This is a genomic window from Agrobacterium bohemicum (genome assembly GCF_001562555.1).
GTDB classification, from domain to species: domain Bacteria; phylum Pseudomonadota; class Alphaproteobacteria; order Rhizobiales; family Rhizobiaceae; genus Agrobacterium; species Agrobacterium bohemicum.
Genome location: NZ_KQ961026.1, coordinates 386,913 through 402,072, shown reverse-complemented (window position 1 = coordinate 402,072; position 15,160 = coordinate 386,913). Strand labels below are relative to the sequence as shown.

General features: G+C 56.4%; 11 protein-coding genes, 1 tRNA gene and 1 pseudogene. 4 read left to right on the top strand and 9 right to left on the bottom strand.

Annotated elements, in window-relative coordinates; genetic code table 11:
* Positions 1–77: transfer RNA gene (locus tag ATO67_RS09220), tRNA-Met, on the top strand.
* A gap of 370 nt (positions 78–447) precedes the next feature.
* On the opposite strand, the gene ATO67_RS09215 is transcribed toward ATO67_RS09220, so the two are convergent.
* Together ATO67_RS09215 and ATO67_RS09210 are read right to left on the bottom strand one after the other, a co-directional pair.
* Entirely contained in the window at positions 448–1,884 is a 1,437-nt protein-coding gene (locus ATO67_RS09215; protein ID WP_067647247.1) for a recombinase family protein, read from the bottom strand.
* A 217-nt stretch (positions 1,885–2,101) separates the two neighbouring features.
* Positions 2,102–2,593, bottom strand: coding sequence for a hypothetical protein (locus tag ATO67_RS09210; protein ID WP_067647244.1), 492 nt, complete (start codon positions 2,591–2,593; stop codon positions 2,102–2,104).
* A 280-nt stretch (positions 2,594–2,873) separates the two neighbouring features.
* On the opposite strand from ATO67_RS09210, the gene ATO67_RS09205 reads away from it, so the two are divergent.
* Positions 2,874–3,101, top strand: a complete 228-nt coding sequence (locus tag ATO67_RS09205; protein WP_067647242.1) for a hypothetical protein — start codon at positions 2,874–2,876, stop codon at positions 3,099–3,101.
* 26 nt (positions 3,102–3,127) lie between these two features.
* Here the strand turns inward: ATO67_RS09205 and ATO67_RS09200 are convergent, their stop codons facing one another.
* The 3 genes from ATO67_RS09200 to ATO67_RS09190 are packed head-to-tail and all read right to left on the bottom strand — an operon-like array spanning position 3,128 to position 6,959.
* Positions 3,128–5,080 (bottom strand): ATP-binding protein, encoded by a 1,953-nt coding sequence (locus ATO67_RS09200; protein ID WP_067647239.1) that lies wholly within the window; start codon positions 5,078–5,080, stop codon positions 3,128–3,130.
* Positions 5,077–5,685, bottom strand: coding sequence for a hypothetical protein (locus tag ATO67_RS09195; protein ID WP_067647237.1), 609 nt, complete (start codon positions 5,683–5,685; stop codon positions 5,077–5,079). Before ATO67_RS09195 ends, ATO67_RS09200 begins: the two co-directional genes overlap by 4 nt.
* Positions 5,682–6,959 carry a dsDNA nuclease domain-containing protein gene (locus tag ATO67_RS09190; protein WP_067647234.1) on the bottom strand — a complete coding sequence of 426 codons (1,278 nt, stop codon included), beginning with the start codon at positions 6,957–6,959 and terminating at the stop codon, positions 5,682–5,684. The genes ATO67_RS09195 and ATO67_RS09190 overlap by 4 nt, the downstream gene beginning before the upstream one ends.
* Positions 6,960–8,195: 1,236 nt before the next feature.
* Here ATO67_RS09190 and ATO67_RS09185 point away from each other — a divergent pair.
* Complete coding sequence (locus ATO67_RS09185) at positions 8,196–9,518, top strand: putative bifunctional diguanylate cyclase/phosphodiesterase (RefSeq protein WP_158667347.1); 1,323 nt, start codon at positions 8,196–8,198, stop codon at positions 9,516–9,518.
* A 57-nt stretch (positions 9,519–9,575) separates the two neighbouring features.
* Here the strand turns inward: ATO67_RS09185 and ATO67_RS09180 are convergent, their stop codons facing one another.
* Positions 9,576–12,047, bottom strand: coding sequence for a glycoside hydrolase family 3 C-terminal domain-containing protein (locus ATO67_RS09180; RefSeq protein ID WP_067647371.1), 2,472 nt, complete (start codon positions 12,045–12,047; stop codon positions 9,576–9,578).
* A 267-nt stretch (positions 12,048–12,314) separates the two neighbouring features.
* Between ATO67_RS09180 and ATO67_RS09175 the strand changes: the two genes are divergently transcribed.
* A complete protein-coding gene (locus ATO67_RS09175; protein ID WP_067647228.1) occupies positions 12,315–12,956 on the top strand; it encodes a TetR/AcrR family transcriptional regulator in 642 nt (213 codons plus the stop codon).
* 61 nt (positions 12,957–13,017) lie between these two features.
* On the opposite strand, the gene ATO67_RS09170 is transcribed toward ATO67_RS09175, so the two are convergent.
* From ATO67_RS09170 to ATO67_RS09165, 3 genes and pseudogenes are all read right to left on the bottom strand, one after another.
* Complete coding sequence (locus ATO67_RS09170; protein ID WP_067647368.1) at positions 13,018–13,836, bottom strand: alpha/beta fold hydrolase; 819 nt, start codon at positions 13,834–13,836, stop codon at positions 13,018–13,020.
* 129 nt (positions 13,837–13,965) lie between these two features.
* A pseudogene (locus ATO67_RS23455) lies at positions 13,966–14,107 on the bottom strand (aspartate aminotransferase family protein); the annotation flags it as partial.
* Positions 14,108–14,211: 104 nt separating this feature from the next.
* On the bottom strand, positions 14,212–15,135 hold the full coding sequence (locus tag ATO67_RS09165) for a 2-hydroxyacid dehydrogenase (protein ID WP_067647225.1): 924 nt from the start codon (positions 15,133–15,135) through the stop codon (positions 14,212–14,214).
* Positions 15,136–15,160 lie beyond the last annotated feature (25 nt).

The following is a 15,160-nucleotide window of genomic DNA, read 5'->3' as shown; positions in this document are numbered from 1 at the left end:
CGCGGGGTGGAGCAGCCCGGTAGCTCGTCAGGCTCATAACCTGAAGGCCGCAGGTTCAAATCCTGCCCCCGCAACCACTGAAACTTGTAAATTCTCCCATTCAGAATATTTACGTTCAAGCTCCTCACCATACTGGTCGAGGAGCTTTTTGCGTTTGGCCTCCGTGTCGATCTCGCCGGACACAATCCGCGCCATCAGATCGTTGCCTGCCGCGGCAAGGAACTGCTGCTCCATGAGATCCAGAACCTCCATGGATGCCATGATGGTGGCAATGTCGCCATGCACCTGCAGGCTCGCTGGCTGATGCCCCGGTGTCTTGCCGATCACCACGGTCTGGATGAGATCCCAAACGATCGGCATCAGACGCTGCTTGGCATCTTCGTCGGCATTGTTACGGGCAAGGAATAGCAGCTTGCGGATGGCAACCTCGACATTATTAGGATTGAACTAATGCTTCAGCTTCGCAATTTTTTCCTGAAAATCCTCCGTCGGCGCTTCGGTAGCGGCAAGCTCCAAGGCAAGCTGCTCACGCGTGACTTCCAGGCCATCCAGTTGGTCGTCGAGGATGGCAAGACGCGGTCGGCCTTCGGCATGCCGGTCCTGGATCTGTTGCATCAGACCTGCCTGTGTCGATTTGATTTTTGCAAGCTCTGTCGCAATCTGATCTTTGCGGGAGGGGACGCTCTTCAGCTTGGTCACCTCTTGGGCGATCATCTTCTGCGAAATCCGGTCGAATGTCTCGATCGAGTAAAACGCGACCGGAAGGCAGTTGAGGACGCGCTCTTCCAGTTCATGGCGGGTGATCGTCTTGCTGTTGGTGCAGCATTCACCGTCAAGCTCATCAATCGGCAGGCGCTTCTTGCGGTTGGTGCAGCTATAGCGATCCTTTCCGCTGATTGCGTAGGGGCCGCCGCACTCGGCACATTGGAGCATCCGGCTGAGAAGATATTCCGGACGGTGCGTCGCGTTGAGACGGTTTGCAGAGTGCCTGTCGAACTCTTCCCGGCTTTCGGCCTGGCGTTGCTTCGCCCGTTCCCACAGCTCATCCGAAACAATGCGCAGCTCAGGTTTGTCCATGAACTCCCATTCGTCCATGTCGTTCGCACGAGAGGTTCGCCGTTCTGTCGTCGGGTCCTTGCGGAACTTCTGTTTGTTCCAGACGACTTTCCCGACGTAGAGAACGTTGTTCAGGATGCCGTTCCCGTCAGTGACGCTGCCCCGGATGGTGGTATCACGCCAGTATTTGGTACGTGCGCCCGGGATCTGCAAGTCATTCAGCTTCTGTGCGATGGCTGCCGGTGAGACGCCATCGACATAGTCTTTGAAGATCCCCCGCACGATCTCGGCCTTGACCGGATCGATCTCCCTCAGCCCCTTGATGCGGTCACCATTCTCATCGCGCTGCTGGGAGAGCTTGTAGCCGTAGGAGAGGCAAGTGGTTGCCTTCCCCTTGCGTACTGCTGTCTTCATACCTTCTCGTGTGCGTGTCCGACCCTGCTCGACGAGCTCATGGCTCATCGTGGAGCGCATGTGCAACTCCATATCTGTGACCGCCCGGCCGGCCTCGACAGTCCAGATGGCGCAGTCGTGGTAGTTCAGATCCTTCAGGATCTTCGAGGTGTGCTCGACATCGCGCGACAGACGATCGACATTGACGCAGAGCACGACATCGATACGTTCGCGCTTCACGTGCGCCAAGAGCTGCTGGATGCCAGGGCGAGAGGTGAATGTCGTCCCGCTGATCGCGGAGTCGGAGTAGGTCGCGACCAGCTTCCAGTCCCTGTCGGCAACAAACGTCTTGCCGAGTTCCGTCTGGGTCTCGATCGAAACCTCATTCTGGCGGTCGGTGGAGTAGCGGGCGTAGAACAGAACGTTCTTGGTCATGTGCTGAATTCCATCTTCAATACTGTGATTGTGGAGACTGGCCGATGTGGCCGGCCAGTCTGGTGCGGTCTGCTCGACCGCGAGGTGACGAATTGGGCACATGGTAGCCTGGCACGGGCCGCTTGGGAGCCCGGGCAAGCCGCTAAGCCATCATGGCCGGGCGGCAGAGCAAAAGGTCGCGGCAATTATTGCCGCAACGACACCTGCTAGCGCGCAGCTACTCGCCCATCGCTTTACGGTAGGTCGCGGCTTCGTCCGTGTCGCCGCGTAGACGGCAGTCGGGATGTGGCCTCAAGATCGAGTCCTCGACACTGTCGCGCGCGCCGATCCACTGCCAGCCAGCCTGCTCAGACAATGTAATGAAGACCTCATTGGGAGTGATCTTGACGCGGATCGCTCCTGTCTCAGCCTTGATCGCTTTACGGAAAAGCTGATCCAGTTTGCCCCTTGGACTAGCCTTGCGCACCGGCTTTCTTGAAGCGATCGGCGAGGGTGCAATGCGTGTCGTCACGACGAAGACACGGTGCACTTTCTTGCGGCGGCCTTCTGCATCGTCGATATCGACAACGATGCCGCGGCTGGAGATGTCGCAGAAAACGCCACCGCTTACCGCGGCGTAGTAATTGCTGATCGAAAGCACGCAAGGATGATCGCGCTCTTTGCCAGTGCGAGCCTTCAAGTAAGCCGCGAGCGTTGGCTGATCACGCAACCAGCGCCACTCTCCGGTATACCCGAGCAGGTACTGAACGCGTCGTTCCTGCAGTGATTGCTCTCGCATTGAGCAATACATCTGGGGAAAAACGCTTGCGCATCGTGCATGCGGTGAGAATTACGGTCATGCTAAAATTGGGCCATAATAACTGCCAGGACATCTTTCGATACATAATAACTGCGACCGCATAAATCATCAATCAAAAAACTGCACACGCACGAATTATGTCGAAAAAACTGCGAGAAGCTGTTCATATGATCGCGATAGGAGATTGGTTATGAGGGATGAAGAATACGGGTATCCCCCCTGGGGCGCTAAGCTTGGGGGCCAAATTTATTGGAACGCCGTGAATGCATTGCGAGATGTCTGGTTAGAGATCTACGGCGAGCAACTCGAAGTCTCAGTGCAGGGCAAAGCCGGTTTCAAGCGTCTTTTAGATCAGATTAAACAGAAACTCGTCGAGAAGCGCGGGCTTGAAAAGATCGTTGATCGGGAGCCATGGTAGACTACAAGCATTCCGATTCTATTCTGCTATTTGCCTCGGTAGTAGCGGATCAGTGGCTGATGCTCGTCACTATCCGGCTGCATGTGTCGGTTCGTGACGCCCGCCACGAGATCGTCGGGTGGCGGGAAGAACTCCTTGTCTATCAAGATAAACTGGGTCTGCCGAAGTTCTCCGGCGTTCAGTTGGTAGAGCATACGATAGAACCCTTCGAACTGCGCCCTGTTCTCCCTCTCACTTATATTCTTCATCGGGGAGTCGATTATCAGCATATTGGGCAATGGTGCGTGAAGCTGTGCCGCGATGCGGTGCAGGGCGATCGCGAAGCAACATTTAAAAAGGGTCTTCTTTCCACCGCTGCTGAGCGAGGTGAAGGTCGAACGCGTGAGGTCGCGTGGGTCGGCACTGAGGATCGAGGGGTAGAAGTCGGGCGGATCCAGCTCCACATGATCGGTGCGGTGGATGCCCGGCACTCCAGATAGGGATAAACAGTCCAGGAAATAGCCTGCGAAACGATCGAGACTTGTACGGTCCGCCTCCGCTTTGGTGCGTGCCTCTTTGAGCACCTCGCGCTTCGCCTGTTCCAGCGCAACGATTTGCGCGAGAGCCTCGCGCTGCTGCTGCAGCAAGAGCGGTAGGCGTAGTAGCCAAGCGATGCTGGCCAACTCTGCCTCCAGCGCCGCGCGCTCTCGTTCTTTCAGCAGGCTCATTGACAGGAAGGCGGAGTCCTGCTCGGCGAGGGCGCGATTGATGTCGGCTTCGGCCTTTTCCTTGGTCTGCAGCAAGTCCGACCGCTGCGCCTGCGTCTTGGCCAGATTGTTGTCGATCGCGGCGATAGCTTCTTGCAGTTCGGCGCGTCGGCTGGCGATGTCAGCCTCAAGCGCCGAGACCTCGGCGGGATCGGCTAGGTCGGCCAGATCCTCCTGGCCGCACACGTCGCAGCATTGCGTCAGGCGGGTCGGTAAAGCTTGGGTGCATCGAGGGCAGGCGCTGAAGGCCACGTCTCCGAGGATTTCGCGGGCCTCCGCGGAGCGTCTGAATTTCAGGCTCAGCATGTCAATTTCGTTGCGATGCCGCACGTGCCGGTCCTGCATGGCGCGGAGTTCCTCAGCGTCAAGGTCGAGCTTGGCGATATCAGAACCCAGGCTCCTAGCCCTCCTCGCCAGTTCGTCAATGGCATGAATGGTCTGCTCTTCGCGGCGCCCCTTGCGCAGCACTTCCAGTTTGGCGTTCACTTTGACGATCGAGGCTCGAAGCCCCGACGCGCGCTCTGCCACTTGCGCCTCAGACTCAATCCCGACCTCCGCTAACGCCTTGGACAGGCTATCGATCGACGCAACGCGTGCGGTCCTGTTCGCTCGGAGTTGGTCCAGTTCCGATTCTAGATCGGCGACCCGTTCGTCGTGGTAGCCGATGACATAGCGGATCACGTCGCGACTTTTGAGTCGCATATAAAACTCAGCCGATTCCTCGAGGTAGAAGAACGAACTGTCGATATGGTCCTGATCGAGGTAGCAGTACCAAAGCAGGTCGCGCAGTGATAACCGCACGATCTTGCTGTCTGCCTTAGCCTTGCTTTTGCGAACCCGCGGCGGATTGATCTCCGAGAGCCAGAAAACCAAGTCCGACAATGTTTCGACCCCCGTCTCAGGTATAACCTCGCCCGCAGGCACACGGGCAGGGATGACAATCGAATAGCGACCCTCCCCGTCCTCCCACGAGGCAAAGACGTCGGCGGCGTCCCGGGCCCGCTCGATACTGACCGTGGCCCGTTCAAGTTCAACGGTCAGCGTCGCCGAGACGAATTCGGCCTGCAGCGCGGGCGACAACTGAATCGTGCCGCCGAGACAGTAGTCAACCAGCCGGGCAATGCTCGACTTGCCCGCGCCCATCTGACCCCAGAAGTAGCTGAGCTTTGAGAACTCGATCTGTTCGTCGGCCCGCCGCAGCGATAGATGTAGAGACAGCAAATTAAACTTCATTGGGGCTCTCCGCTGGTGGCGAAGGTCTCCGCCTCGGGGTTGCTGGCGCCGATCTCAGCGCCCCATTTCATGCCCGTGATCTCCGGGACAATTTCGTAGACAAAGTCTTTAAGCTTCGTGGCAGACATGGCGCCGACGGCTCTTATCACGAGGGCGCCTCTTTTCGCAAAGTCCTCGAATGCTGGACGGGTGGCTAGCTCATCGGCCAGTGTGCGACCGCGTTCAGTCAAGCCGATTTCGATCTTGCGTCCGCTGAGCGACAGGGTGATGAGGCCGCGAGAGGACAAGAGGCTGAGCCAGCGCCGATAACGGCCGTCCCACGGGCCGTAGCGGAACCGGATCATCTTGGTCTCGACGGTCGTTCGTTCCCGCGGCAGCACCGCTGCGTCGGCTGGCGACTTGTTGAGCGCCACCAACGCCCGTTCCAGATAGACCGGGTAGCGAAGCAGGAAGTCTAGCTTGGCAAGCTTTGTTATGCCTTCCACTGGCTTTGGGGCGCTTTTGCCGCGCTTGTCGGCGCTTCGTAGCAGCACCAGTAGGCGGGCGAGGTGTAGGCCGTCGGCGTTTTCAGCGTCGGCTGCGGCCTTGAGTACAGAGAGGCTCATTCTTCGCCACCTTCGATCTGAAAGCGGTCGCTCCACCACACGCGGCAATCGTCGGTCAGCAACGCTGCGGTGCCCATCAGCAGTTCATAGGGCGCTCCCCCAAGCAGATCTTTCCGCTGAGTCTCCAAAGTCCGTAGACGGGCCGACACGTCGTTAAACATAGCCTGCCCAAAAGGCGCTTCAGGGGTATGACGCGCCATGTATGATTCGAGGCATTCGCCGTGAACAGCCTCCTCGACTTGTCGAAGGTGGCGAGCCGCCCATAGGGGGTCCTTTGCCTGCTCCTCCAGAAAGTGGTACTCAGCCGCTTGCTCGCGCGCCTTCATATAGTCGGTCAGTGCGCCGACGCCGCCGCGCTCGAGCTTCTGTTCCAAGATGCGCTTGGGTCGAGGTTGACCGAGGCTGATTGTGGGCGGGCCCTGGTAGCGGAACGTGTCGCTAGCCTTTGACCGTGGTACTAGGGCCACATCAGCAATCACAATGCGCTTGGCCGTGATGATTGGATCGTCAGTTGTTCCCGAGGGAATTTTCGCAAGGTGACGATCCGGATCCACCACAAATAGCGATGCGGCGCGGTGGAACCTAGCGACAAGGTCGTTGCAGAGTTCGCGGAGGGGGCCTGGCGCTAGGTGTGCACATTCGGCCAATCCGCCAATATGCTCTTGAGCGAGCGCCGCGTCGAAGTCTTCACGCGAAGGGCCTTTAACGATTTCGAGCCGCCCCAACACTTCGAAAAGCTGCGCGTTCTCCGCGCCAAGTTCCGCCGCCAAGGAGTCGAAAGTGTTCCGAAAAGGCGGTTGCATAGCGTTGGCGTCGCTGCATGATTTCACGTGTTCCAGCATGAGGCCGGGGCAGCGGCCGCGACGCTTTTCGTCTGTGCTGGCGAGTGTGACGGAATCCACGTCGGAGTTGGACACGAACACGAACATCCCAAGCTGGCCGGGAAATGCTGTCATGAGATCGACGAAGCGCCCGATCGATTTCGTGAGGGCGGCTGAGGTGAGCGTCCAGGCCCCATTCTCAGGTCTGGATGTCTTGATTTGGTAGCCATCGAAGAGGCCATCCGGACGCTCCGCCAAGAAGTCTTCGTGGTGTTCGCAGTAGAGGGCGATGTAGTTGAACGTGCCACGCCGTACAGCGGCAAGAAGCACCACGCCATATTGATGTTGATAACGGAAGTTGCGTTCGGTCTCGTCACCGGGATCCCCGCTGGCTGTCGTATTTAGCCGAGCATGGACGTTGACTTCCTGTGATTGAATATCGCCACTACACAAACGCAGCGATCCGTTTGTTCTGATTCATACTTGCCCCCTATGCCAGGCTATTCGGATTCCACTTGCTTGACAACGGCATACACGGTTGATCTACCATCGCTTTGCACTTGTCTGAAATGCCGCGTCACCTGCAAAACTCGCGCCCCTAAGCAATTAAATCCCGCAACAGACTCGAACGGGTTCGCTAGTAATAGCGCACAAACGGCGGTGGCTCGACAATAATATTTTGAACCGGTCGGTATGCCATACACAGGTTCTAAACGTTTGCTTTATCGAATTCCTCTTGGGAACCGGACTGACAGTTTCCGGCCCGGAACGGGAAACTGCAAAATACGGAGCACAGGTGGCTCATTGGCGCCGCAATGCCGAATTGTTGCCTTCAAGGCTCGGCTTGAGGCGAACAATTTACAAGTCTCCGTGCGCTCAAGCCCCCGCAACCAAATTATTCTAAGACTACCAAGACTTTATGCGGCCTCCCTCGGGAGGCCGAGGTCGTTTTAACACCTAGGCTGAACTTCAGCATATTTTCCATCATCGATTCATCCAGCCGAGGTGTTTGAGCTTGAGTGTGAGTGGGCAAATTGTCCATGCGTGCACGAAGCCCGTCGATGTGTTCATTAACGGCCCAAAATGCGTGCCGTCTGAAAGTTTCTTCAGTGCGGGGTCCTTTGGCGGCAAGATCGACGCGGAACCGTTTCAACACCACCGATAAAAAGGTTCTGTGCTTCTAAAAACTATTTTAAGTTTTAGCCCAGCTTTAACCCAATAATCGGGTGCCTGAATAGCCCCGGTTCGTATACCCGCGGCACACGGCCAGCGAACCCGATCGGCCTATCTTTTCTCCATCTGCCCCAAGCAGGGCAAGGCTGTTGCTCTTGTCATGCCGTGGTACGACACCCATGGCAACATAACGTAAACCAAACGGCCTCCGGCAAACCCGGCGTGGTCACTGCGCCTCCTAACGAGGCATTAAATCCTTCATCGAAATCTCTTCGTTTGATTTCATTGAATCAAAACAGAAAACGCCTCGCAAGCTAATAATATGCCCTGAGCGTAGCTCCGAGTCAGGTCATAGTGTGCCATATCGAGGATCGGGTTGTAAGGGCGACGTTGTTTTACGACACACGAGTTCGCGTTCGGAGCAAGCTTTTGTAAAGCGAACATATTGTAGGATAATTAAGCCGTTCTACGGCATTTATTCCGCATCATATCTTTCATATTTTGCGGGTTCGAGTTTTGAACAGATTTTCCGATATTGGTAAGTGCGGCACCCAAAAGTTGCATTTACGTGATCTTCAATTCATCTGTTTTGTCGCTTTTCCTGTCGGCGCCGTTGTAAGCGGGATGTGGGCGCTGATTTTTGCGTTGATGCAAAACCAGGTGCTTTTTATATCTTCTACACTTTTGTTTGTGGCCATATTGGCCTGTTGGTGGGTGGCGAGAAAAGGACATCTTTCAACGGGTATGCTGCTGGCTCAGGTTGCGTGCGTCGCTTTTATTCTACAGTTTTCACTGTGGTTCGATGTTCATGACGATGCCGTTCCTCGGGTTTCGCACATATATCTGCTGATCATCGCTTTGGCTGGTTTCGTAAACTATCAGCTCGCGCCCAGTCGTCTCCAACTACTGATTATCCTCGTCGCTATCGCATGTTTCACCCTGTTTTCTGCGACGCCCATGGCGTTTAGCTTTGCAACGCCTCTGACCGATGATGTCAGGGCAATAACCGCTTGGATACATGCGGCGGTAGTGGCTCTTCTTCTTTGTGGATCAGTATTGCTGCTGCAGCGGAAATTGGGTCCCGACAGTATGCTGGCACGGGAACTGCGCTCTGCCATTGCCAAGGAGCAATTCGAACTTTTCTTCCAGCCGCAAGTCGATGGAGCAGGCGGTCTCATCGGTGCAGAAGCTTTGCTGCGATGGAAGCATCCACGTCTGGGTTATGTCGCACCCGATAATTTTATCCCCATCGCCGAACGCGCGGGGTTGATGCCGGAGTTGGGTGGCTGGGTTTTAAGAACTGCCGTCGAAACCTTGTCTGCATGGAGTTTGCGAGAGGACACCAAGGATCTGGTCCTTTCCGTCAATGTCAGCCCTGACCAGTTCTTCAAGGAAGATTTTTTTGAGAATGTGACATCGGCACTGGAGGCTTCGGCTATCGAGCCACGCCGTCTTCAGCTGGAACTGACGGAAACAATGTTCGTGGCCGATGTCGATGGGCTGGTCAAGAAGATGAAGGCTTTGCAAGACAGAGGGATAGGCATCGCACTCGACGATTTTGGAACGGGATATTCGTCCCTGAGCTATCTGCGCCAGCTCCCGCTTCAACAGCTCAAGATCGACCGCAGTTTCGTGTGGGCCATCACGACCAAACGTGGTGCGCTTTTAGTGCGCAGCATCGCTCAAATGGGACATGACCTTGGCCTTGAAATTCTCGCCGAAGGCATCGAGACCGACGAGCAGTTCCAATTCATGCTCGATTGCGGTTGCAGCGCCTTTCAAGGCTATCATTTCGGACGGCCATTGGCGCTGCACGCATTTGAAGATCGGTTTGTCTGACGTAGAGTATCGACTTTGTGCTTGGTTTGCAGTCAGACGCCGATAAAACGATCCCCCTCAAATGGAGGGATCGTCAACACGGCCCAGCCAAAGTGATGGATTTTCGATTGCGATGCGACTTCTAACGTCAGAAGCATTTGCCGCAATCACCAGTTCATATTGGCCAGGGTCCGAACGGAACGCCTTTGCTTCGACGTCGAAGAAGCTGAGATCACGTGGTGTCACCCGCAATGTCGCCGTTACGGTCTTTCCGGCCTCGAGTTCGATTTTTGCAAAAGCCCGCAGCTCCTTTTCAGGCCGGGACACTGTGGCATCAAGCGCACGGACATAAAGCTGTACGACCTCTGAGCCTTTACGCTTACCGGTATTGGTCACATCAAGCGTGACCGTGATGCCGTCCTCACCCATGACCGTTGAGGACGCTTTTGCCTCACCCCAGGCAAACTGCGTGTAACCAAGGCCGAAACCGAATGGAAACAACGGCGCAATGTCACTTGTATCGTGGTGGCGGTAACCGACGAAGACGCCTTCGTCATAGCGCACATGGCCATCCTGGCCGGGATAGACCAGCGGATTGTCGGTGATGGCTGAATTGTCCGAGAGTGATTTCGGGAAGGTCTGCGGCAGGCGACCTCCGGGCTCCCCATCGCCAAATAGAACATCAGCCACGGCGTTGCCCAGTTCCTGACCCGGATACCATATTTGCAGAACGGCTTGCACCTTGTCCAGCCACGGCATTTCCACCGGGCTACCGGTCTGGAGAACGACGACGGTCCTGGCGTTGACGGCGGCGACCTTCTCGATCAGTTCTTCTTGGCGACCGGGGAGGCGCATATCGGGCAGATCGAGACCTTCGGTATCCCACTGGCCTTCACGACCGACGAACAATAACGCAACATCGCAAGCAGCAGCCTTTGCGACGGCTTCCTCGATTGCAGCATCGCCGAGCGGTTTTTCGACACCAAAGCGAATGGCCGTCAGGTGAATGCCATCGGAGGTATCAGCCGGTGAGCAATATTCGATGGTGATGGTGTAGCTGCGTCTGGCCTCCAGTTCCACCGCCTGTCGCTGTTCGCTGTTTGCCGTGCCGAAATAGTTGTCGCCGGGCGCCCAGCCATCATAACCGTTTACCACCAGCTTGCCATCGACATAGAGTTTCGCAAGACCCGCATTGGTCATGCCGAAGACGTGCTCGCCACTGTCTGCGGGTACGAAGCTTGCAATGATGCGCGCCGAGAAGTCTGCCGGATCAAGCTCTGCCGAGGGCAGATCGAACCAGAAGAACTCTCCTCTTTCAGCCGGCTCGCTGTGAACCGGGCCGCCTTTCAGCTCTCGACCCTTGAAATAGTCGACATGCATATCACCCGCGAAAACATTGACGAGGCGGTTGTTGCTGCATCCGGCAGCGTGGTGAACGCTGTTGGCATTGGAAAGCGCGGCACGAATGCCCTGAAGCGGGCTGATGGTGTAATGCGCGGCGATTTGCGCGCTTCCGCCGCCCATAACACGGGCTTCAGCGGCATTGGGGCCAAGAACGGCGATGCTGTCCAGCGTGGTTTTCGCAAGCGGCAGAATGCCGTCATTTCTCAACAGAACGGCACCGTCAGCACCGATCTGACGGATCAGGGCTCGATCTTCTGGAAGGTCGAGAGAGATTTCGGTGAGATCTGGAGTGGCCTCGAATGCGCCGACGCGTTCCAGAAGGGTAAGGATTCGGCGCGCTGCTTCGCGGACGGTTTCTGCTTTGACCTCGCCATCACGAACAGCCTGAACCAGCTTTTCACCACGGTCACGGGTCGGGCCGGGCATCTCGAGGTCAAGACCGGCGTTGAGCGTCGCAGCCGTAGAATGAGAGCCGAACCAGTCCGACATCACGATGCCATCAAAGCCCCACTCTTTGCGCAGGACCTGAGACAACAGCCACTCATGTTCGCTGGTATAGGTACCGTTTAGGCGATTGTAGGATGACATCACCGCCATGACGCCAGCCTTTTTCACCGCCTGTTCGAAAGGCAGGAGATAGATTTCGCGCAGGCTGCGCTCGTCGATATCCGACGACATGGTTTGGCGTTCGATCTCGGATTCATTACCAGCAAAATGCTTGATCGTCGCCGCGACGCCACCGCTCTGTACACCTTTGATATAAGCAACGGCGAGCTCCGCCGTCAGCAACGGGTCTTCGGAGTAGCATTCGAAATTCCGGCCATTGAGGCCCGAACGGTGAATGTTGACGGTGGGAGCCAGCAGAACCGACGCGCCCTTGCTTTTCGCTTGGCCAGCCAGTGCGACGCCCATGCGCTTGACAAGATCGGGGTTCCAGGTGGCACCCAGCGCGATCGCCACAGGAAAGCAGGTTGCCTTGACGCCGGCAACCAGCGAGCCTGCGCCACGTGCGCCGCTGGGACCATCCGTCACCTTGATTTTGGGAACGCCGAGGCGCTCAACCGGTACGGTCGTCCAGAAATCGGCACCGGAAAGCAATGAAACCTGCTCTTCAAGGGTCATGTGGTTCAGAATATTCTCGATCATGCGAGACTCCGATTTGTTGATTTGGGAAAGACGTGCCGCGCCGATCATCGGGTGCGGTTCATATTTGATAACCTCCACCTCAATGTATTCCACGCAGCATCCTCCACCGAACGCCGCATTAAACCTACTAACTAATAGGTATTATGGAGGAGTCAACTTTTTCTGTGCCTTGGTTGCCGTTCAGATGCCAATTTCATTCAGGGCAGAACGGTTACTTTTCATGCTCTTTCAGGTAAGGGACAGGTCCGGTTGAAGGGGTGAAGCACGATGGGCGACGGAGAAAAGTTGGTTGTCGCAAAGGACACGCCGCCGGTCAGGCGGCGAAAATCTCCCAAGGGCGTTATCCGTCGGGAGTCGATCCTGACGGCAGCGATGCAGCATTTCGCGAAAGACGGGTATCAAAACGCATCCTTTGCAGCCATTGCCACCGATGTCGGTCTGTCGTTGCCGGGCCTTCTGCATTATTTTCCGACGAAGGTGGATTTGCTCCTCGCCATTCTCGAAAAGCGAGATATCGAGAGCGGATCTGCTATCGGTGAGGAATACGCGGACTGGCGCAAGGTTTTGCTGGGTTTGATCGATGTCACCAAATCCAACCAAAGCATTCCGCATGTCGTTCAGGCGTTTGCAGTCCTGAACGCCGAAAGCCTGACTGAAGACCACCCTGCACGCTCATGGTTCGCGTCGCGCGTCAGTCACCTGAGAGATAACCTCGTTTTTTCGCTGCAGAAGGGAATATCGGCAGGCGAACTTAAAGCCGAAACCAACGCCCAATCCGTCGCAGCGGAGCTAATCGGCATCATGGACGGCCTTCAGATGCTCTGGCTCAGATCACCTGAAGAGTTCGACATGGCGAAGGTTTTTTCCGATTATATACACCGACTGATCGCCTCGATCGAGCGAAGCTGAGCGCGGTGGCTTTGCCCCAGGCTGCCCCTAACGTAAGGGGCAGCAGGTTGTTTCCGTTGTGTTATGCCAGAAACTCGATCAGGTCCTGATTGAGCCGGTCTGGAACCGTAGCGAACAGCCCGTGGGGCTCGCCGTCATATTCGATAAATTTGGCACCAGCGATGCCCTTCGCTGCGGCCCGGCCCGATGGGTCGATCGGTACGGTCTTATCCGCTGTGCCATGGATAACCAGCGTCGGGATCGTAAACGCCGCCAGATCGGGTCTGAAGTCGGTCTTTCCGAAAGCATCGACACAATCGATCGTTGCTTTTGGGCTTGCCATTACGCCCAGGACGAAGGACCAGTCCAGGATGCCCTGACTGACAGGGCTGGTGACGAGACCAACGCCGTAAAACGTCTTTGCAAAGCTTTGAAGAAACGCGAAACGGTCCTTACGGATATCTTTCTTTATACCCTCGAACACGCTGGCATCGACGCCGTCAGGGTTGCTCTCATCCTTGAGAAGATAAGGAACGACCGAGGCAACGAGCACTGCCTTGGAAATTCTGTCGGCACCATGGCGCGACAGGTAGCGGGCAATCTCGCCGCCCCCCATCGAAAAGCCCACCAGCGAGACGGCCTGAAGATCAAGACCTTCTATCACGCTGGCGAGGTCATCGGCGAACACATCGTAATTGTATCCGTCTGCCGGATGGCCGGACTGGCCAAACCCGCGACGGTCGTAGGTTATGACGCGAAACCCGGACTCGAGCAGTGCCACTGTCTGATACTCGAACATATCGCCGGTTAGCGGCCAGCCATGGATCAAAATCACGGGGCGGCCTTTCCCCATGTCCTTTACGTGAAGTTGCGTGCCATCTTTTGCTTCGATGAATGCCATCTGGAAACTCCTTTGCGATGCCACTCCGTAAAGCGTCTCGTCAAGATACAGTTCCATGCTTGCATGCCGAGGAGTTCCGCAACGCCCGCCTACCTACGGATCGATCCATAGCTGATCGAGTGTTAAGCAGCTACGCTCGAAAATACGGCGCGATGGATCGGAGGGCAGGGGGCAGGGGCGTCTTCTTCTGCTTGTCCGTCACCAGTTCAACGGCCGCAAGCATTCCGCATCCACGTATGTCTCCCACCAGCGTATAGTCCTTAAGGCTTTCCGGTTTGGAGATCAAAATGGATCGGTGTAATGAGCCGTCTCAGTTGCGGCATAATCCGCTGGCCGGTGCCATAGTGTCGATACACAGCACCATTTTGGGATGCCTCAATAGCCGCGGCTGCGGTCAATAAGGCCGATTGGATCACGTCCGTTTTTGTGACGACGAATATTTTCGATGACAGCCATTGCTGCCGTTTGCGGCTGGGTAACGGAGGCGATGTGCGGCGTGATGATGACGCCCGGATGTTGCCAGAGCGGATGTTCGGCAGACAGTGGTTCAGGGTCAGTCACATCAACCACCGCCCCGGATAAATGACCGCTGTCGAGCGCTTCGATCAAAGCCAGTTGATCGAGCTGGGGGCCGCGACCCACATGGACGAGGGCTGCACCGGTCGGTAGCTTCGCAAAAAGGGTGGCATTCAGAAAGCCACGTGTCTCGTCAGTCAGGGGCAGCAAGCAGATAAGAATATCGGTGTTTGCCAGAAAGTCGTCGAGCTGATCTGCGCCGTAGTGACAGGTCACGCCGTCGATAGTGTGGGCGCTGCGGCTCCAACCGGACAAAGGAAAACCGAAGGGTCTCAGCCTTTCCAGAACAGCCTTGCCGAGATGGCCGAGGCCGAGCACACCGACACGACGTTCGTGCGCCTGCTTGACCGGCTGGGGCTTCCATTCCGCTCGCTTTTGTTGCGAAAGATAGTCGGGCAGGCGGCGGTGAAGCGCCAGCACGCCGAGCGTCACATATTCCTGCATCATTCTGATAATGCCGTCTTCCACCATGCGCACCAGTTTGACATGGGTGGGAAGCCCGGAAGCATCGAATTGGTCGATACCGGCACCGATGGAAAACAGGATTTCCAGGTTCTCATATCGGGCAAGATCAGCAGGGGCCGTCCAGGTGATGAGATAACGCACACTCTGCGGGTCGGCAGAGGCTGGGTCGGAGGCAAACGGCACGTCTGGCAATTCCTGCGCAAAAAGCTCCGCGAATATTTTCGCCCGTGTTGCGTCGGAATTGAACAGAAATGTCATGTGCCAGCCCTCGTTTTGGTGTCAG

Coding starts and splice junctions, on each gene's coding strand:
- ATO67_RS09215 (WP_067647247.1), bottom strand. CDS start 1,884: ATGACCAAGAACGTTCTGTTCTACGCCCGCTACTCCACCGACCGCCAG.
- ATO67_RS09205 (WP_067647242.1), top strand. CDS start 2,874: ATGAGGGATGAAGAATACGGGTATCCCCCCTGGGGCGCTAAGCTTGGG.
- ATO67_RS09200 (WP_067647239.1), bottom strand. CDS start 5,080: ATGAAGTTTAATTTGCTGTCTCTACATCTATCGCTGCGGCGGGCCGAC.
- ATO67_RS09195 (WP_067647237.1), bottom strand. CDS start 5,685: ATGAGCCTCTCTGTACTCAAGGCCGCAGCCGACGCTGAAAACGCCGAC.
- ATO67_RS09180 (WP_067647371.1), bottom strand. CDS start 12,047: ATGATCGAGAATATTCTGAACCACATGACCCTTGAAGAGCAGGTTTCA.
- ATO67_RS09175 (WP_067647228.1), top strand. CDS start 12,315: ATGGGCGACGGAGAAAAGTTGGTTGTCGCAAAGGACACGCCGCCGGTC.
- ATO67_RS09170 (WP_067647368.1), bottom strand. CDS start 13,836: ATGGCATTCATCGAAGCAAAAGATGGCACGCAACTTCACGTAAAGGAC.
- ATO67_RS09165 (WP_067647225.1), bottom strand. CDS start 15,135: ATGACATTTCTGTTCAATTCCGACGCAACACGGGCGAAAATATTCGCG.